The sequence below is a fragment of the Bradyrhizobium sp. USDA 4454 genome (assembly GCF_054822705.1).
On record NZ_JBTRCN010000001.1, the window covers coordinates 5,607,443 to 5,626,257 of the forward strand.

Consider the following 18,815-nt stretch of genomic DNA (forward strand, 5'->3'; position numbering starts at 1 on the left):
TTTGAGAACGAATGATGTCGTCGCAAACACCCGCTTCGTCATTCCCCGGTGCGCAATTGCGCACCTGAGGGCGCGCCACTTGGCGCGAGCCCGGAATCCATTCATCCACAGAACGTGTGGCTTGATGGATTCCGGGTTCTCGCTTCGCGAGCCCCGGAATGACGAAGGAGTTTTGCGCACTCATTTCCCAGTCACGCGCGCTGGCGTGACGACGCGCGCACAACCTGCGGCCTAGTCTGGCCTTCCCTGCGAGGGCTGCACCAGGAGCGTCGGCACGCCGCACGTGCCGTTGCGCACCGTCATCACGCGCGTGCCGGGCTTCCGGCCGGTGCGAATCTCCGAGACGTCGACGCCGGCGGCAACCAGCCGCGCATGCGTGGCGTCGATGTCGGCCACCCGCCAGCAGATGCCGCGCAGCCGGTCCGGCGCGTCAGCGTCCGCTTTGCCCGGCCGGTGCGTGACCTCAACCACGAGGTCGCCGCAGCGGAAGAACATCAGCCGGCCCCAGTCCGGATGCGAGCGGTCGAGCGCCATGTCGAGCCGGAGCCGCGCGCCGTAGAGCGCGGCGGCGCGTTCCGGGTCGGCGGTCGAGACCACGACATGATCCATCGCGGTGATCGAGGCCGGCGTGGTGCGCACCGACAGCGGCCGCTCCTGCTCTCGCTCCAGGAAGAACATGCGGATGCCCCGCGTCGCATCGGTCGCGGCGCGCGTACGCTTCCACGACAGCGTGGCGCCGCTGGTCTCGTCGCGGCTCTCGACCGCGGTGACCGGTTCGGGCTTCAAGGTCAGCCGATCGAGCCGGCGGTGCATCCTGGCGATATCGCCGACACGGAAGCAAAGGCTCGCAAGCCCCTCGCCCTGCGTCACGAGCGCGCCGCGGACGCGCTGGGCTGCGGCAACGTCGCCGCGCGGCGCCATCAATTCCAGCGTGGTGTTGTCGAGCGTGAACAGCACGCGGTCGGCGCCGTCGCCGCTGTTGCGCCAGGCCGGCGCCCGCGCGAACAGCGTCTCATAGGCGGCGCTGGCGGCGGTGATGTCGGCTGTCAGGACGACGACATGATCGAGGCCGATAATCATGGCTGTGGTCTCCCCGAATCTGCCGTCATTGTGCCTCTCCTTAACCCGCTCCGGAACCACGGCCCGCGAGCAGCCGTTATGCCGCATGCCAGCTCAGCCCGGGGAATCCACCATCTCTACCTGTAAACCAAGCAGGGTTGCGAATATTTTCAGCGATACCGGCCGACCAGCAGTGCTAGTCTGATCATCGACCGGGACCACATCAAGCGACGACGGACAACGAATGCAGGCTCTCTTCATCGGACAGACCTATATCGACGTCACCTTCATCACCGATCACATGCCGGTTGGGGACGAGAAGCACGTCGCCGACGCCTATGCGGTTTCGTTCGGCGGCAACGCGGTGACCGCGGCGTTCTGCTGCGCCAAGCTCGGCGTCCAGCCGGACCTGATCGCCACCATGGCCAACGACTGGCTGGGACGGATGTTCTGGGACATGGCCGACCGGTACGGCATCTCGTTCCATCCCCGCAAGGTGAACTCCTCCTCGCTGTCCTTCATCATGCCCCATGACGGCAAGCGCGCCATCGTCCGCTGCCGCGACGACCAGCACATCCATCCCTTTCCGCTGTTGAACATCAAGGGCTGCCGCGCACTGCACATCGACGGCCACCAGCCGGACGCCGCGATCCACTACGCAAAACTCTGCCGCGAGGACGGCATCCTGACCTCGCTGGACGGCGGCGGCCTGCGCACCAACACCCACGAGCTGCTCGCTTTCATCGATATCGCGATCGTCGCCGAGCGGCTGTGCGAGCAGATGGACAAGACGCCGGAGCAGATGCTCGACTATCTCAAGAGCCGCGGCTGCAAGGTCGGCGGCGTTACCATGGGCGAGCGCGGCCTGCTCTGGTATGACGAGGCGGGCGCGGTGCGCACGCTGCCGGCGTTTCCGATCCCGCGCGAGCGCGTCATCGACACCAACGGCGCCGGCGACGTCTTCCACGGGGCCTACATCTACTCTTATCTCTCGAATCCGAGCAAAGGCTGGCAAGAGCATTTCAAGTTCGCGCGCGCGGCTTCGACCTTCAAGATCCAGAAGCTCGGCAACGAGGCCGGCCTGCCGACGCTCGCCGATATCGCGGCGGTCAAGCAGGAGTTCCGCGCGGAAGCCTGACACGGCTGAATGGGGTTAGGGATGGGGGGCGTCTTCGTCGCAGGCAGCATCAACATGGACGTGGTGGCGACCGCCGAGCGCCATCCGAAGGTCGGCGAAACCGTCGCCGGCGAGGCCGTGCTGTATTTCCCCGGCGGCAAAGGCGCCAACCAGGCGGTGGCATCGGCCAAGCTCGGCATGCCGACCACGCTGATCGGCCGGCTCGGCACCGACGCGTTTGGCAGAGAGCTGAGAGTTTTCCTGGCCGCGCAAGGCGTCGATCTCTCCTTCGTCAAGGATACCGACGGCACGCATTCGGGCACGGCGATCATCACGCTTGCCAATGCCGACAACACCATCGTCGTGGTGCCGGGCGCCAACGGGCTGGTCGATGCCGATGATGTCGCAGCCCCCGTGCTTGCGCAGGGTGATGTCGCGGTCAGCCAGTTCGAGATTCCGCTGCCGTCGATCGCAGCATTTTTCCGGCGAGCCCGCGCCGCCGGCGCCACCACCATCCTCAATCCGGCGCCGGCAAAGGAGGCCGACAAGGCGCTGCTCGATCTGGTCGATGTCCTGATCCTCAACGAGACCGAGCTCGGCTTGCTCACGGGAACGGAGCTGCGCGACAGCGACGCCCCCTCCCGCTTTGCCGAGGCGGCACGTGCGCTGGGCCTGGGCAAGATCGTCTGCATCACGCTCGGCAAGCGCGGCGTGCTGGCGCTGGTCGACGACCAGCCGCTGCTGGTGCCGGGACGCGAGGTCAAGGCCGTCGACACCACCGGCGCCGGCGACTGCTTCGTCGGCGCCCTCGCCTCGCAGCTCGCCATCGGCAAGCAACTCGGCGACGCGCTGGCCTACGCCAACGCTGCCGCCTCGATCTGCGTGCAACGGATGGGCGCCGCGCCGTCGATGCCGACGGCGGAAGAGGTTAGCCGTGTTCTTTCCACGAGTCGTCCCGGCGAAGGCCGGGACGACGCATGAACTACGTCAGCGCGCTCTTCAAATCAAAGCTCGCATCCGCCGCCTGCTCCGGCGTGATCGAGCCGCCGGCGCCGAGCAGCCGGCGGCCGAACATGTGATCACCCGCGCGATTGACCGATTCGATGCCAAGCAGCTGGTCGCCGCGATAGCAGAAGGCCGAGAACGCGCCCTGCGCGCGGTCGCCGCGCACCACGACGCGGTCGTAGCCGGTGGTGAGACCCGCCATTTGCAGCTTGTCGGGACCCTGGTCGCTCCAGAACCACGGCAGGCCGTCATAGACCTCGGTCTTGCCGGTCAGCCGCGATGCCACGCAGCGCGCATGGTCGGTTGCGTTCTGCACCGACTCCAGCCGCAGCGAGCCGCCGAACCGCTTGCTGGTGTAGAGCGCGCAATCGCCGATCGCCGACACATTCGGATCGGCGGTCAGCAGATGCTCGTCGACGATGATCCCTGATGCGACCGGCAGCCCGGCTTCCGCGGCGAGCTCGACATTCGGCAGCACGCCGACGCCGACCACGACGAGATCGGCCGAGATGTGCTTGCCGTTGCTCAGGCTGACGCCGGTGACCTTGGCACCATCGGCCTCGATCGCCGTGACCTGGACGCCGAGATGAATCCGGATACCGGCCGCAGCGTGGCGCGACTGCGAGAACTCGGAAATCTCCGCGGTCACCGCCCGCGCCATCACACGCGACGCCAGTTCAACCACGTCGACCTCGAGGCCCTTGGCCCGCGCGGTGGCGGCGAATTCGAGCCCGATGAAGCCGGCGCCGATCACGACGACGCGCATGCCGGGCGCAATCAAATCGCGCAGCGCCTGGCTCTCATCCAGGATGCGCAAATAGCGAACCGCCTCGAGCCTGGCGTTGGGAATATCGAGCAGCCGGTTCCGCGCACCGGTCGCGAACACCAGATGGCCGTAGTCGAGCGAGGTGCCGGAGGCGAGCGCCACCTTCCGCGTATTGCGGTCGATCGCATGCGCCCGATCGGTGATCAGCTCGATCTTGTTGTCGTGGTAGAATTTCTCGGGCCGGAACATCAGGGTCTCGGGCCCGCCGGTCCCCTTCAGATAGGCCTTCGACAGCGGCGGCCGCTGATACGGCAGATGGCCTTCGTCATTGAGCAGGGCGATGCGCTCAGAAAAGCCCGCCTGGCGCAGCGACGCCGCGAGCTGGAAGCCGGCATGTCCGGCGCCGACGATGATGACCGAGCCTGTCATCGGAACAACCCAAATACGCGCGAGCAGGCGTGACCCATGCCGTTTCCTCTTGTCGATGTTAGCTTGCTTGCCCCGTCCCCACAGCGCTCGTGTCTGCGTACCGAAGGCGCCGGCTATTTGGCCTCATGGACCGCGCCGATGCAAGGGGGTCTCCGGCGATTCGGGGCCCGCCGCGGCGCCGAGCCGGATTGCCACGGCTCCCGACAAGGCCTTAAATGTCCGGAAATAACAAGCCCAAGGTCTTCAAAATGCCAGCACCCGCCTCCGCCAACGACCCCGCTCTGCTCCGCATCGACGGTGCCATCGCCACCATCACGCTGAACCGGCCGGCCGCGTTCAACGCGATCGACCTGACGATCGCCAAAAAGCTCGAGCAACTGAGCGCCGAGGTCGAAGCCAACAAGGACGTCCGCGTGCTGGTCATCGAGGGCGAAGGCCGCGCCTTCTGCGCCGGCGGCGATCTGCAAACCATCGGCGCCGCGACCGAGGCCAACAACGTCACGCCCGTGGTCGGCGAGATGCTGCACCACTACCACGCCTTCATCGAGACGGTCCGGCGGATGCCGAAGATCGTGCTGTCCAGTGTGCATGGTTCGGCGGCCGGCGCCGGTATGGGCCTCGCCTTCGTGACCGACCTGTGCATCGCCGCGGACGATGCCCGCTTCACGCCCGCCTATGCCAAGATCGGCGTGTCGCCGGACGGCGGCAGCACGGTCGGCATCGTGGGCACCGTTGGCACCCGGCGTGCGCTGCAGATTTTCCTCGCGGAAGACGGCTTCACTGCGCAGCAGGCCTATGAATGGGGGCTGGTGGTCAAGACCGTGCCCGCGACCGAGCTTAAGGCGGCCACCCGGCAACTCGCCGAGCGCCTGGCCAAGAATCCGCCGGCCGCGATCGCCGCAACCAAATCACTGGTGTATCAGGCCGCCACTACGCCGACCAAGCAGCAGCTCGATGCCGAGGAGCACAAGATCATCGCGACCATGCATACCGACGATTTTCGCGCCGCCGTGAAGAAGTTCACCAGTAAGTCGAAGTAGGGACAATAATTACGACAGCGTTAGAGTCGGTCTTTCCCCTCATCCTGAGGGGTTGGTAAGATTAATTCGGGCAGATGTAGCCCGTGCCGCCGGGTGCCTTGAAGCAGCCGACCGATTCCGGGATCACCTGCTTCGGCAGCCACAGCACGACCTTCGGGAAATAGATCGTGAAGCAGATCGTCACGAGAAAGACGACATAGATCGGCAGCGCCGCCCGCAACGCCTTCGCAAAACTGATGCCGACGAATTTCGAGGCCATCAGCAGCACCAGCCCGTAGGGCGGCGTGATCAGGCCGAAGGCCAGCGTCGCGATCAGCACCACGCCCATGTGCACGCCGTTGATGTCGCCGGCCTGGGTCAGCGCATTGACAAGCGGCATGAAGATGATGATGGTCGGCACCGGCTCGATGAAGTCGCCGACCACGGTGAACAGCAGCACCATCAAGAGCATGATGAGGTGCGGATCGTTGCCGGCCATCGAGGTGATCCAGTCGGCGATGTAGATCGCGCCGCGCAGATAGGCGAGCATCCAGCCGAATGCGTTCGCCGCGCCGATCGTGATCAGCGGCAGAGAGAAGATCAGGCCGGCAAGGCAGAAGTCGTACGGGATCTTCTTCAGGTGCCCGCGGTTCAGCGCCGGGATCACCACGATGATGATATAGGCGACCGCGACCACGCCGGCCTCGGTCGGCGTGAACCAGCCGGTCAGGATGCCGCCGAGCAGAATCACCGGGATCATCAGCGGCAGCGCGGCGTCGCCGGCGGCGAAGGCGACCTGGCGCAGCGGCGCCCGCGGCTTGCGCAGGCCGGAGGGGCCGAAGAAGTAGCAATAGATCATCAGCCCGAAGCCGATCATCAGGCCGGGGACCACGCCGGCCATGAACAGGCCGGCGATCGAGACGTTGCCGACCGCGCCATAGACCACCGCCGTGATGCTTGGCGGCACCAGTGCCGCGATCGTCGAGGCCGAGGCGATGATCGCGGCGATGAACGCCGGTTCGTAGCCCTCCCGCCGCATCGGGCCGCCGAGCGCGCGGCTCATGACGGCGACATCGGCGGTGGTCGAGCCCGACATTTCCGAGAAGAACATGCTGAAGACGACGACGACCTGCGACAGCCCGCCCCTGATATGGCCGACCAGCGACACGGACAGGTTGGCGATGCGGACCACGACATTCGCCGAACTCATCAGCTCGCCGACCAGGAGGAAGAACGGGATCGCCAGCAGTGCTTCGGAATCGACGCCGTCGAAGATCTTCTGGATGATGGCGGCGAGCGACACGTCCGACAGCGCCGCGCCGATGAACACGCCGGCCATCAACGAGAACGGCACGGGCACGCCTAGATAGCCGAAGAACAGGAAACAGAACGACATCAGCACGAGCACGACCGGTGCGCTCACAGCTGTGCTCCCGTGATCGCGCTGGTGTTGATCGCCGGGATCGCAAGGTCGTCATCCGGCGGCTCCGGATGATCAAAGCCGTTGCGGATGCCGTTGATGAGTTGCTCGATGGTGAACAGGCCGATCAGGATGCCGGACAGCGGGATCACCGCATAGAGCGAGGCGATCGGCGTGCCCGACGGCAGGCGGAAGCTGCCGAAGCCGCGCAGGTAGTTCTGATAGCCGTACCAGACCAGGCAGAAGGCGACGCCCAGCACCACGAGGCGGATGACGATTTCGACGAATGTCCGCGACCTGCCGTGCATCGCCTCCGAGATCGCGGTGAGATAGAGATGATCGTTGCGCCGTGTCGCGACCGCGGCGCCGATGAAGATCGCGTAGATGAACAGCGTCGAGGTCACCTCCTGCAACCATAGCCAGGGATGGCCGATGGTGCGGGTGACAATGTCGGCGGTCACCGACAGCGAGAAGCCGAAGCACAGCAGGCCGCACAGCATCATCAGGATCAACTCGAGCCGGTCGAGCGCCCGCCATTTCAGATGCCGCTGCCGTTGCAACACCAGTCTGTCGGCGATGGCCATCGAATGCTCCTTCCTCGTAGGTCGTCCCGGCGAAGGCCGGGACCCATAACCACCGGCGCGTGTCGTTTTGAAAAAAACGGCGGCCAGTCCTTCAGCAGATAGGCCGCGGCGTATGGGTCCCGGCTCCGTGCGCAACTGCGCACTAGGCCGGGACGACGCAAGGAGTGAGCTAGTTGATCGCGCGGATCAAATTCTTGATCTTCTCCGCATGCGGGCCGAGATCCTTGGCCAGCTTGTCGAGATAGGGATCGGCGATCGCGGTAAAACTCTTCTTGTCGACGTCCTCGACCACCTTGACGCCGAACGATTTCAGCTTGGTCAGCGCAGTGCGCTCCAGCTCGAACGCCTTCTGCGGCTCCTTGGCGCTGACTTCGTTGGCGGCGGCCTGCACCCACTGCCTCTGCTCGGCGGAGAGGCTCTGCCAGAGCTTGTCGGAGACGAACAGCAGCGCATTGTTGGCCTCGTGCTCGGTGATCGAGAGCACCGGCGCGACCTCATAGTGCTTGTTGACGAGATAGACGTTGATGCTGTTCTCGGCGGCGTCGACCACGCCGGTTTGCAGCGAGGTGTAGACGCTGCCGAACGGCATGTGCACGGTCTGCGCGCCGTAGGCCGGGAACATGGTGTCTTCGGTCGCAGTGGCCTGCACCCGGACCTTCAGGCCCTTGAGCTCGCCGACGTTGTGGATTTCCCGCTTGCTGTAGATGTGGCGCACGCCCTGCGAGCCGGTGCCGATCACATGCAGGCCCTGAGTGGTCTCGTCGATCATGGTCCTGATCGCATCGAACACCTGCGGATCGGCCAGCGCCTTGGTCACATGCGCGTCGTTGCGGAACAGGAAGTGCAGCGACATCACGCCGGCCTGGGGCGAGATCGTCGCGGTGTTGGCGGAGGAGATGATCGCGAACTCGATATCGCCCGATTTGACGAGTTGCAGCAGCTGCGGCTCCTGGCCGAGTTGCGCGCCGGGATATTGATCGACGATCAACGTGCCCTTGCTCAACTCCTTGAGCTTGTCGGCGAAGAGATCGCCGGCGACCGAATAGCCGGTGTTGCGCGGCTGGTCGTAGGCGAAGCGGAAGTGCTTGACCTCCTGCGCGCCGGCACGCGCGGGCAGCAGGAGCGCTGCCACGGCCATGGCGATCCCGACGATTTTGGCAAAATAGCCCATCGCGACGTTCCCCCTGTTTTTGATTGACACGATCATCCCACCTGTCCCGCGGGATTGTCAATAAAACAGAGGTGATCAGCTCGTCGCAGGCGCGAATGAGCGCCGCATCGCAGAAATTATCGACAATTCGGCCAGCACGTCGAACTTTGCCCGTTACTTCCCCTTGGCGCGCATGAAGTCGAAGTCGCAACCCTCGTCGGCCTGCAGGATGGTTTCATTGAAGAGATGTGCATAGCCGCGCCTGGCCCAGTCCGGCGTGCCGGCCGGGGTCAGCGCGGCTCGGCGCTTCTGCAATTCGGCCTCGTCGACCAGGAGATCGATGCTGCGCTTGGCGACATCGAGCCGGATCATGTCGCCGTTCTTCACCAGCCCGAGCGGGCCGCCGACGGCGGACTCCGGCGTGATATGCAGCACGATGGTGCCGAACGCAGTGCCGCTCATCCGCGCATCGGAGATGCGGACCATGTCCTTTACCCCGGCACGCGCGAGCTTCTTGGGGATCGGCAAATAGCCCGCTTCGGGCATGCCCGGCGCGCCCTTCGGCCCGGCATTGCGCAGCACGAGCACGTCGTCGGCGGTCACGTCGAGCGCGGGATCGTCGACCCGCAGCGTCATGTCCTCGACCGATTCGAACACCACGGCGCGGCCGGTATGCTGCAGCAGCTTCGGACTTGCCGCGGATTGCTTGATGACGGCACCGCGCGGCGCGAGATTGCCGTGCAGGATCGCCATCGCGCCTTCGGACTTGATCGGGTTGGCCCTTGAGCGGATCGCGTCCTGTCCCGGCACATCCTCTGCGTTGGCCACGACCTCACGCAAGGTCTGGCCGGTAATGGTCTTGGCATCGAGGTCGATGAGGTCGCCGAGCTGCGCCATCAGCTTCGGCACGCCGCCGGCATGATGGAAATGCTCCATGTAGTGGTCGCCCGACGGCTTGAGGTCGACCAGCACCGGCACCTCGCGGCCGAGCTTGTCGAACGCCGCGAGGTCGATCTTGTGCGGCGAGCGGTTGGCGATGGCAGTGAGATGGATCAGCCCGTTGGTCGAGCCGCCGATCGCCTGCATGACGACCTGGGCGTTGCGGAACGAGGCCGGCGTCAGGATCTCGCTCGGCTTCGGCCCCTTGGTCTTGGCCATCTCGGCGGCGACGCGGCCGCTGGCCTCGGCGGAACGGAAGCGTTCTGCATGCGGCGCCGGGATCGTCGCGCTCATCGGCAGCGACAGGCCGAGCGCCTCGGTGATGCAGGCCATGGTGGAGGCCGTGCCCATCACCATGCAGGTACCCACGGAAGGCGCAAGACGGCCGTTTACCGCCTCGATCTCGTGATCGTCGATCTCGCCGGCGCGATACTTGCCCCACAGCCTGCGGCAATCGGTGCAGGCGCCGAGCACCTCGCCCTTGTGATGGCCGACTACCATCGGGCCGACCGGAATCACCACCGTCGGCAGATCGGCGCTGATTGCCGCCATGAGCTGCGCCGGCAGGGTCTTGTCGCAGCCGCCGATCACGATCACCGCATCCATCGGCTGGGCGCGGATCATCTCCTCGGTATCCATCGCCATCAGATTGCGCAGATACATCGAGGTCGGATGCGCAAAGCTCTCGGCGATCGAGATGGTCGGGAACACGAATGGCATCGCGCCCGACAGCATCACGCCGCGCTTCACCGCCTCGATGATCTGAGGCACGTTGCCGTGGCAGGGATTGTAGTCGCTGAAGGTGTTGGTGATGCCGACGATCGGGCGATTGAGCGCGTCGTCCGAATAGCCCATCGCCTTGATGAAGGCTTTGCGCAGGAACAGCGAGAAGCCGGCGTCACCATAGCTGGTCAGTCCCTTGCGAAGTCCGTCGGCCATTTTCTTCTCGTCCCGTGGTTGTTCTGATGCACTTAAGGAGCGGCAGGAATTATTGTCAATATGAGATAATCCGGCGGTAGAGCACCGCCGGTCCGCGGCAAACTCGTCCTCATTATTGACAATAACCCGGACGCCATGCTGACCTCCGGCATCAATCCGAAGCCGAGAGCACATGAAAGCCGAGCCCACCTTGTCCGAACTCCAGGCCCCCTCGCGCGAGGAGGAGCAGGCAGAGGTGATCCGCCGGCTGGAGGAGGACATCATCTTCGGCCGCTTCGCGCCCGGCCTGCGGCTGGTCGAGGATACCTTGATGCAGCGCTACGGCGCGAGCCGGCATTTCGTGCGTCAGGCCCTGTTCCAGCTGGAGCGCCAGGGCATCGTGCTGCGCGAGAAGAATGTCGGCGCCACGGTGCGGTTCTATTCGGCTGAGGAAGTGCGGCAGATCTACGAGGTGCGCGAGATGCTGACGCGGCAGGCCGCGCTGATGATCGCCCTGCCCGCGCCTCAAGGCCTCATCGACCAGCTGAGCGAGCTGCAACGGCAGTACTGCATCAGGGCCGACGCGCAGGACATGCGTGGCATTCACGAGACCAACGATGCGTTCCACCTCGCGCTGTTCTCGGCCTGCGGCAATCCGTATCTGGTGCGTTCGTTGCAGGACTACATGAACCTGACGCTGCCGATGCGCGCCAAGAATCTCGCCGACAGCCAGGGCCTCGCGCTGTCGCGGCGCCAGCATGAATTGATGATCGAGCTCTTGAAGGGCCGCGACAGCTGGGCATTGGCGCAGCTCTGCGTCGATCACATGCAGTACAGCAAGGCGGATTATCTCGTCCGCATCTCCAACGACAAAAAGCCGCAATAGCGCGATACGCGGCCCCCTCGTGAAGGAGACGGCGATGCGTTATGTGGCTTTGTTGGTGGGATCGTTCGCGGCGCAGCTTGCACTCGGCAGCGTCGGTGAGGCAGCCGATGCGCGCGCGGCCGAGCTCAGCTATGAGCCCTGGAGCAAGACCTGCCTGACCGAGGCGAGTTGCTTCGTCGCGGCCGCCGCGCGCGGCAAGTGCGCGCCGTCGGGCGGCACCATCAGCATCTCGCCGCAGAGCAGCACGCGCGCGCTGCTCACCGCCAATGTCGGCACGCGGACCATGCTGGAAGGCACGATCAGCCTCCGCATCGATCAGGACGAGCCGATGCAGATCGCGAGGACGCACTGCTACACGCTCGGCTGCGGCGGCACGCTGGAGGCCAATGGCGAGCTGATCGAACGGCTCAAGCACGCGCAGGCGATCGCGGTGGAAGCGAAGAACCTGACCGGGCAGAAGATCAGCCTCAGCTTCCCGCTCAACCACTTTTCGCAAGTCTATGACGGGCCCGGAAGCGCACCCAAGGCGACGTCCGGGAAAAGCGCGACTGAGCCGCAGCGCGAGCACACTGAGGCGGTCAAGCAGCTGCCGCAATGCGAGGACTGATCACGTCTTCCAGTCGATGACTCGCGTTCTGTCGCCGTCGAACTCCATGCTGCAGAACGTGCCGCCCTGGTAGTAATCGCCGATCGGATCCGGCGGCAGCTTGGCCTGCTCGGCCATCGCGTGCTCGCGAAAATCCTCAGCCCTTCCGGTCGGGCGGTAGCCGAGATCGTAGGCGCGGTGATTGTCCCACCACGAACGCTCATTGTAGGAGGCGCCGTACAGCACCTCGAAATGGATATCGGGATGCTCGAGCCCAATGCGGCAGAGCTGCACCAGGTCCTCCGGTTTGAGCCAGATCGAGAGCCTGCGGTGATCGAGCGGCGCCTCGCCGAAATTGCCGATCCGGATGCAGGTCACCTTGATGCCGTGCTTGTCGGCATAGAGCGCGCCGATGCCTTCGCCGAACACCTTGCTCACCCCGTAGCGGCTGTCCGGCCGCGCGGTGACGTCGGTGCCGATGCGATGATGCCGCGGATAGAAGCCGACCGCGTGATTGGACGAGGCGAAGATCACCCGCTTGACGCCCTGCTTGCGCGCCGCCTCGAACAAATTGTAGCAGCCGATGATGTTGGCCTGCAGGATCGCATCCCACGAGCCCTCGACCGAATAGCCGCCGAAATGCAGGATGCCGTCGACGCCCTCGCAAACCGCCTCGACCTGCGCGAGGTCGGCGAGATCGGCCGCCTTGAATTTCTCTTTGTTGCTGAGATCGGCGGGCGGCTTGATGTCGCTCAGCAGGAGGTCCGGATAGATCGGCGGCAACAGCTTGCGCAGGCTTGTTCCGATTCCGCCCGATGCGCCGGTCATCAATATGCGTGGCATGCCGTCCCTCGTCTGTCCTGATTGCTGCGAGCGAATTGCGGTCGCAGGCCGACAATGATAGCAAACCATGCGCTCAAGGAAACACCATCGAAACACAACAACGAGAACAGCAAATGTCCGATGTTCATTCCGCCGGCTGGCGTCCCGCGACCTGCTATCCCGATCCCGCGATCCACGCGCTCGATCCGCGCTTCGAGAAATACTGGCTAAAACTTTCCGCCGTCGAGCGGATCGCCACCGGCCTGCGCTGGGCCGAAGGGCCGGTGTGGTTCGGCGACGGCCGTTATCTGTTGTGCAGCGACACCCCGAACCAGCGCATCCTGAAATGGGAGGAAGAGACCGGCGCGGTCAGCATCTTCCGCAAGCCGTCGAACTTCGCCAACGGCAACACTCGCGACCGCCAGGGCCGGCTGATCACCTGCGAGCATGGCGGCCGTCGCGTGGTGCGCACCGAATATGACGGATCGATTACGGTGCTGATCGATAGCTTCGGCGGCAAGCGGTTGAACTCGCCGAACGACGTCGTGGTGAAGTCCGACGGTTCGATCTGGTTCACCGATCCGATCTTCGGCTTGCTCGGCAACTACGAGGGCTACAAGGCCGATCCCGAGATAGCGCCAAACGTCTACCGGCTCGATCCCGAATCCGGCAAGGCCACCATCGTCGCCGAGGGCGTGCTCGGCCCGAACGGGCTGTGCTTCTCGCCGGACGAAAAGATCCTCTACGTCGTGGAATCCCGCGGCGAGCCGAACCGCAAGATCCTGGCCTTTGACGTCGCAGCCGACGGCACGACGATTTCCAACAAGCGCGTCTTCATCGACGCCGGCCCGGGCACGCCGGACGGCATGCGCTGCGACATCGACGGCAATCTGTGGTGTGGCTGGGGCATGGGCGATCCCGAGCTCGACGGCGTCGTGGTGTTCGCGCCCGACGGCGTCATGATCGGCCGCATCGCACTGCCGGAGCGCTGCGCCAATCTCTGCTTCGGCGGCGTCAAGCGCAACCGCCTGTTCATGGCGGCGAGCCAGTCGATCTACGCGCTTTACGTCAACACCCAGGGCGCGCCTGGCGGTTGATCCGACCGTCATTGCGAGGAGCGAAGCGACGAAGCAATCCATCCTTCCGCGCATGAGGAGAGATGGATTGCTTCGCTTCGCTCGCTGGCCGTGATCTTCGCAAAACGAAACCCTGTGGTACCCGGCCCTACGTGCGCAATTGCGCACTAGGCCGGGACGACGATGAAAAACTTCCAGGTCCCAAAACGTCTGACGCCGGAGCGGTGATCCGCCCCGGCGCCAAAATCCGTGTCTCTCGCAGCTTCAGCTTACGCGGCGTTGTAGCCGGCGACCGCCTTGGCCTCGAGATATTCTTCCAGACCGTAGCGGCCCCACTCGCGGCCGTTGCCTGATTGCTTGTAGCCACCGAACGGCGCGCTGCGCTCATTCGGCACGCCCTGCAGGTTGATGTTGCCGGCGCGGATCTGGCGGGCAACGCGGCGCGCGGTCTCCACGGTGTCGGCCGAGACGTAACCGGCAAGACCATACGGCGTGTCGTTGGCGATCTTCACGGCTTCCGCTTCGTCCTTGGCGCCGAGGATGGTCAGCACCGGACCGAAGATCTCTTCGCGGGCGATCGTCATGTCGTTGGTGACGTCGGCGAAGATGGTCGGACGGACATAGAAGCCCTTGTTGACGCCTTCGGGCAGGCCCGGACCACCGGCGACGAGCGTTGCGCCCTCGTCGATGCCCTTCTGGATCAGCGCCTGGATCTTGTCCCACTGGCCGCGGTTGACCACCGGGCCGATCGTGGTGCCGTCGGCACGCGGGTCGCCGGCCTTGGTCTTGTCGGCGACGCCCTTCGCGATCGCCGCCACTTCCTTCATCTTGGAGAGCGGCACGATCATGCGCGACGGCGCATTGCAGGACTGGCCCGAGTTGTTGAACATGTGCATCACGCCGCCGGTCACCGCCTTGGTCAGGTCGGCACCTTCCAGGATCACGTTCGGCGACTTGCCGCCGAGCTCCTGGCTGACGCGCTTGACGGTCGGCGCCGCACGCTTGGCGACGTCGACGCCGGCGCGGGTTGAGCCGGTGAACGAGATCATGTCGATGTCCGGGTGCTCGCTCATCGCCGCACCCACCTCCGGGCCGAGGCCGTTGATGAGGTTGAAGACGCCCTTCGGCACGCCGGCTTCATGGAGGATTTCCGCGAAGATCAGCGCCGAGGTCGGGGTGAACTCCGACGGCTTCAGGATCATCGTGCAGCCGGCGGCAAGCGCGGGCGCGACCTTGCAGGCGATCTGGTTGAGCGGCCAGTTCCACGGGGTGATCATGCCGACCACGCCGACCGGCTCGCGCACGATCACGGCGGTGCCCATGGTCTCCTCGAACTCGTACTTCTTGAGCACTTCGAGGGTGTTCATGAGGTGGCCGAGGCCGGCGCCGGCCTGCAGCTTCTCGGCCATCGGCAGCGGCGCGCCCATCTCGTCGGAGACGGCGGCGCCGATCTCCTTCATGCGGCCCTTGTAGACCTCGACGATCTTGGTGAGCAGCGCGATGCGCTCCTCGCGGCTGGTCTGGGAATAGGTCTCGAAGGCGCGCTTGGCGGCGGCGACTGCCTTGTCGACATCGGCCTTGGAGCCGAGCGCAACTTCATACATCGCCTCTTCGGTCGCCGGATTGACGACCGGGGTGGACTTGCCTTTGACGACGGGATCGACCCAGGCGCCGTCGATGTAGAATTGCATGCGATTGACCATCGGAAACCTCTTGTAGGGGGCGTATGGATAAGGGGAACGGAAAGCGTTCGGCAGGCATCCTTGCACGAAAGCAGGGCGAATTGAACCCGCCATATGCGGGGCGCGGCTCGTGCACGCGAACGGGATATAAGGTCGCTGGCATCAGGGTGGCAAGCCTTGCTCCCCGTCATTCCGGGATGCGCCTCTTGGCGCAGGCCCGGAATCCATTTCGCCACCGAACTTGCGGCTAAATGGATTCCGGGCTCGTCGCTTCGCGCCGCCCCGGAATGACGACGCGACTATGCAGTCACACCGCCATCTTGCGATGCCGCACAGGGGCGCCGACCGACACCCTTTCCGCCGCGTCGATGATGGCATTGGCGTCGATGCCGTAATGGCGGTAAAGGTCGCCGATCGTGCCGGTCTGGCCGAAATGCTCGACGCCGAGCGCCTCGAGGCGGTGGCCGCGCACGCTGCCGAGCCAGCCGAGCGAGGCCGGATGGCCGTCGATCACGGTCACAATGCCGCAGTCGCGGCCGAGCGGCGCCAGCATGCGCTCGATATGACTCGAATGCTGCGCGCCGCGGCGGTCGCGGCGCAAATTCCGCGCCGCGGACCAACCGGCATAGAGCCGGTCGGCAGAGGTGACCGCCAGGAGACCGACATCGCGGTGGCTCTCGCCGATGAGGCCGACTGCCTCGATCGCCTCCGGCGCGACCGTGCCGGTATAGGCGATCACGACGTCGCAGTTCGGGCCGGGCTTGCGCATCCAGTAGGCGCCATCGGTGATGTCGCGCTGCAGCTCCGGCGTCATGATGCGTTGCGGCTGCTCCAGCGTCCGGGTCGAGAGTCGCAAGTAAACCGAACCACCCTCGGCACCCTCGCGCTGCATGTGGCCAAAGCCCCAGCCCATGATCACGGCAAGTTCATCGACGAAGGCCGGATCGAACGAGGCGAGCCCGTCCTGTCCCATGCCGATCAGCGGCGTCTTGATCGACTGATGCGCGCCGCCTTCCGGCGCCAGCGAGATGCCCGACGGCGTCGCCGCCACCATGAAGCGGGCGTCCTGGTAGCAGGCATAGTTCAGCGCATCGAGGCCGCGCTCGATGAAGGGATCGTACAGCGTGCCGACCGGCAGCAGCCGCGCGCCGTTGATCTGCTGCGACAGGCCGAGCGCCGAGAGCATGATGAACAGATTCATCTCGGCGATGCCGAGCTCGAGGTGCTGCCCTTTCGGCGAGTATTCCCAGGTGTAGGCCGACGGGATCTTCTCCTGCCGGAACAGATCGTGGTTCTCCGCCTTGGCGAACAGGCCGCGGCGGTTGACCCAGGCACCGAGATTGGTCGACACGGTGACATCGGGCGACACGGTGACGATGCGCGAGGCGAGCTCACTGTCGCCGCGCGCGAGCTCGTGCAGCACAAGGCCAAAGCCCTGCTGCGTCGACATCTGCGCCGAGGCCTTGAAGGCCAGCCGCTCCGGCACCTCGATTTCAGGCGCCGAGAGCCGGCGGCGTCCTTCGCGGTTGAACGGCGCCTCGGCCAGGAACGCCTCGAGCTTCGCGGGCTCTAGCGGCAGGCCTTCGAACTTGTCCCATTCATGGCCGGAGCGGATGTTCTGCGCGGTGCGCCACTTCTCCATCTGCGCCACCGTCATCAGGCCGGCGTGGTTGTCCTTGTGGCCCTGCATCGGCAGGCCGACGCCCTTGATGGTGTAGGCGATGAAGCAGACCGGACGGTCGTGATCAACAGCCTCGAACGCCTCGATCATGCTTGCCATATCGTGGCCGCCGAGGTTCGACATCAGCGCCAAGAGCTCGTCGTCGCTGCGGCGATCGATCAGCGCCGAGACGTCGCCCTGGTCGCCGATATCGTCGCGCAGATGCTTGCGGAACGCAGCACCGCCCTGGAAACAGAGCGCCGCGTACATCTGGTTCGGGCAATTGTCGATCCAGCGCCTTAACGCCTCGCCGCCGGGTTCGGCAAACGCTTCCAGCATCAGCTTGCCGTATTTCACGATCACCACGTCCCAGCCGAAATTGCGGAACATGGTCTCGAACTTGGCCCACAATCCCTCGCGCACCACGGCGTCGAGCGACTGCCTGTTATAGTCGACCACCCACCAGGTGTTGCGCAGGCCGTGCTTCCAGCCCTCCAGCAGCGCCTCGAAGATATTGCCCTCGTCCATCTCGGCGTCGCCGACCAGCGCGATCATGCGGCCCTCGGGCCGATCGTTCATCCAGCCATGCGCCTTGACATAGTCCTGCACCAGCGAGGCGAACAGCGCCTGCGCCACGCCAAGGCCGACCGAACCGGTGGAGAAGTCGACGTCGTCGGCATCCTTGGTGCGCGAGGGATAGGACTGCGCGCCCTTGTAGCCGCGGAAATTCTCCAGCTTGTCGCGGGTCTGGTGGCCGAACAGATACTGGATGGCGTGAAACACCGGGCTCGCATGCGGCTTCACCGCGACGCGGTCCTGCGGACGCAGCACCGAGAAGTAAAGCGCCGACATGATGTTGGCGAGCGAGGCCGACGAGGCCTGGTGGCCGCCGACCTTCAGCCCATCGGTATTTGGCCTGATATGGTTGGCGTGGTGGATGGTCCACGACGACAGCCACAGCACCTTGCGGGCCAGGGCTGTGAGCATGTCGAGGCGTTCAGGCGCAATTCCCATGGCAGGGCTCCGAGCGATATTCCCGATGTTACTGCCGGCTGCGCCGCCGAAAATCTCAATTCCACGCGACAGCACAGGAAAAATTGGCATAAATTCCCACGATCCGGCCGCAACCAGCGAGTTCATCCCAATGCCTGCCCTCGACGCCATCGACCGCAAGATCCTGAGTCTGCTCCAGACCGACAGCCGCATGACCATGCAGGAACTCGCCGACAAGGTCGGGCTGTCGGTGTCGCCGTGCCACCGCCGGGTCAAGCTGCTCGAGCACCGCGGCGTGATCTCGCGCTATATCGCGACCGTCGACCAGAAGTCGATCGGGCTGCATGTCTCGGTCTTCATCTCGATCAAGCTCGCGCGGCAGAAGGAGGAAGACCTCAACCGCTTCGCGCGCGCGATCTCGAAATGGGACGAGGTGCTCGAATGCTACCTGATGACCGGCAACCGCGACTATCTGTTGCGCGTGGTCGCCGCCGACCTCTCCTCCTATGAAGCATTCCTGAAGAACAAGCTGACCCGGCTCGACGGCATCGCTTCGATCGAGTCGAGCTTTGCGCTCAGCCAGGTGAAGTATTCGACGGCGTTGCCGGTGTAGCGGCTGCGCGCATCTGATTTGTGCGATCGCTCGCGCCAAAATGTATGCCGTCGTCCCGACGAAGGCCGGGACCCATACGCCGCAGCAATTG

General features: G+C 64.9%; 16 protein-coding genes. 7 read left to right on the forward strand and 9 right to left on the reverse strand.

All coding sequences use genetic code 11. The features are described from left to right. Window positions 1-231 precede the first annotated feature (231 nt). On the reverse strand, window positions 232-1,080 hold the full coding sequence (locus ACVIW0_RS26095) for a VOC family protein (RefSeq protein ID WP_461354955.1): 849 nt from the start codon (window positions 1,078-1,080) through the stop codon (window positions 232-234). Between the two features lie 223 nt (window positions 1,081-1,303). Between ACVIW0_RS26095 and ACVIW0_RS26100 the strand changes: the two genes are divergently transcribed. Together ACVIW0_RS26100 and rbsK are read left to right on the forward strand one after the other, a co-directional pair. Continuing rightward, window positions 1,304-2,197: a sugar kinase gene (locus tag ACVIW0_RS26100; protein WP_461354956.1), complete on the forward strand. Its 894-nt coding sequence runs from the start codon at window positions 1,304-1,306 to the stop codon at window positions 2,195-2,197. 21 nt (window positions 2,198-2,218) lie between these two features. Next, the gene (gene rbsK / locus ACVIW0_RS26105; protein WP_461354957.1) at window positions 2,219-3,157 is read left to right on the forward strand and encodes a ribokinase; all 939 of its coding nucleotides are present in this window, start codon (window positions 2,219-2,221) and stop codon (window positions 3,155-3,157) included. A 1-nt stretch (window position 3,158) separates the two neighbouring features. Here the strand turns inward: rbsK and ACVIW0_RS26110 are convergent, their stop codons facing one another. Beyond that, window positions 3,159-4,376, reverse strand: a complete 1,218-nt coding sequence (locus ACVIW0_RS26110; RefSeq protein WP_461354958.1) for an NAD(P)/FAD-dependent oxidoreductase — start codon at window positions 4,374-4,376, stop codon at window positions 3,159-3,161. Window positions 4,377-4,624: 248 nt separating this feature from the next. Here ACVIW0_RS26110 and ACVIW0_RS26115 point away from each other — a divergent pair, with 248 nt between their 5' ends. Beyond that, window positions 4,625-5,416: an enoyl-CoA hydratase/isomerase family protein gene (locus ACVIW0_RS26115; protein WP_461354959.1), complete on the forward strand. Its 792-nt coding sequence runs from the start codon at window positions 4,625-4,627 to the stop codon at window positions 5,414-5,416. Window positions 5,417-5,477: 61 nt separating this feature from the next. Here the strand turns inward: ACVIW0_RS26115 and ACVIW0_RS26120 are convergent, their stop codons facing one another. The 4 genes from ACVIW0_RS26120 to ACVIW0_RS26135 all read right to left on the reverse strand — a co-directional run bounded on the left by ACVIW0_RS26120 (window position 5,478) and on the right by ACVIW0_RS26135 (window position 10,427). Next, complete coding sequence (locus ACVIW0_RS26120; protein WP_461354960.1) at window positions 5,478-6,818, reverse strand: TRAP transporter large permease; 1,341 nt, start codon at window positions 6,816-6,818, stop codon at window positions 5,478-5,480. Next, entirely contained in the window at window positions 6,815-7,399 is a 585-nt protein-coding gene (locus ACVIW0_RS26125) for a TRAP transporter small permease (RefSeq protein ID WP_461354961.1), read from the reverse strand. Before ACVIW0_RS26125 ends, ACVIW0_RS26120 begins: the two co-directional genes overlap by 4 nt. Window positions 7,400-7,568: 169 nt before the next feature. Further along, complete coding sequence (locus tag ACVIW0_RS26130) at window positions 7,569-8,570, reverse strand: TRAP transporter substrate-binding protein (protein WP_461354962.1); 1,002 nt, start codon at window positions 8,568-8,570, stop codon at window positions 7,569-7,571. 153 nt (window positions 8,571-8,723) lie between these two features. Beyond that, entirely contained in the window at window positions 8,724-10,427 is a 1,704-nt protein-coding gene (locus tag ACVIW0_RS26135) for an IlvD/Edd family dehydratase (protein ID WP_461354963.1), read from the reverse strand. A 172-nt stretch (window positions 10,428-10,599) separates the two neighbouring features. Between ACVIW0_RS26135 and ACVIW0_RS26140 the strand changes: the two genes are divergently transcribed. Further along, window positions 10,600-11,292, forward strand: coding sequence for a GntR family transcriptional regulator (locus tag ACVIW0_RS26140; RefSeq protein ID WP_461354964.1), 693 nt, complete (start codon window positions 10,600-10,602; stop codon window positions 11,290-11,292). Window positions 11,293-11,326: 34 nt separating this feature from the next. After that, the gene (locus tag ACVIW0_RS26145) at window positions 11,327-11,899 is read left to right on the forward strand and encodes an invasion associated locus B family protein (protein WP_461354965.1); all 573 of its coding nucleotides are present in this window, start codon (window positions 11,327-11,329) and stop codon (window positions 11,897-11,899) included. Here the strand turns inward: ACVIW0_RS26145 and ACVIW0_RS26150 are convergent, their stop codons facing one another. Then, the gene (locus ACVIW0_RS26150; protein ID WP_461354966.1) at window positions 11,900-12,721 is read right to left on the reverse strand and encodes an NAD-dependent epimerase/dehydratase family protein; all 822 of its coding nucleotides are present in this window, start codon (window positions 12,719-12,721) and stop codon (window positions 11,900-11,902) included. A 113-nt stretch (window positions 12,722-12,834) separates the two neighbouring features. Here ACVIW0_RS26150 and ACVIW0_RS26155 point away from each other — a divergent pair, with 113 nt between their 5' ends. Beyond that, window positions 12,835-13,797 (forward strand): SMP-30/gluconolactonase/LRE family protein, encoded by a 963-nt coding sequence (locus tag ACVIW0_RS26155; protein ID WP_461354967.1) that lies wholly within the window; start codon window positions 12,835-12,837, stop codon window positions 13,795-13,797. Window positions 13,798-14,045: 248 nt separating this feature from the next. Here ACVIW0_RS26155 and ACVIW0_RS26160 read toward each other — a convergent pair whose 3' ends face one another. Both ACVIW0_RS26160 and ACVIW0_RS26165 read right to left on the reverse strand, forming a co-directional pair. Next, on the reverse strand, window positions 14,046-15,479 hold the full coding sequence (locus tag ACVIW0_RS26160; RefSeq protein WP_461354968.1) for an aldehyde dehydrogenase family protein: 1,434 nt from the start codon (window positions 15,477-15,479) through the stop codon (window positions 14,046-14,048). A 286-nt stretch (window positions 15,480-15,765) separates the two neighbouring features. After that, on the reverse strand, window positions 15,766-18,132 hold the full coding sequence (locus tag ACVIW0_RS26165) for a transketolase (protein WP_461354969.1): 2,367 nt from the start codon (window positions 18,130-18,132) through the stop codon (window positions 15,766-15,768). A gap of 130 nt (window positions 18,133-18,262) precedes the next feature. Between ACVIW0_RS26165 and ACVIW0_RS26170 the strand changes: the two genes are divergently transcribed. Beyond that, window positions 18,263-18,724, forward strand: a complete 462-nt coding sequence (locus ACVIW0_RS26170) for an Lrp/AsnC family transcriptional regulator (RefSeq protein WP_461354970.1) — start codon at window positions 18,263-18,265, stop codon at window positions 18,722-18,724. Window positions 18,725-18,815 lie beyond the last annotated feature (91 nt).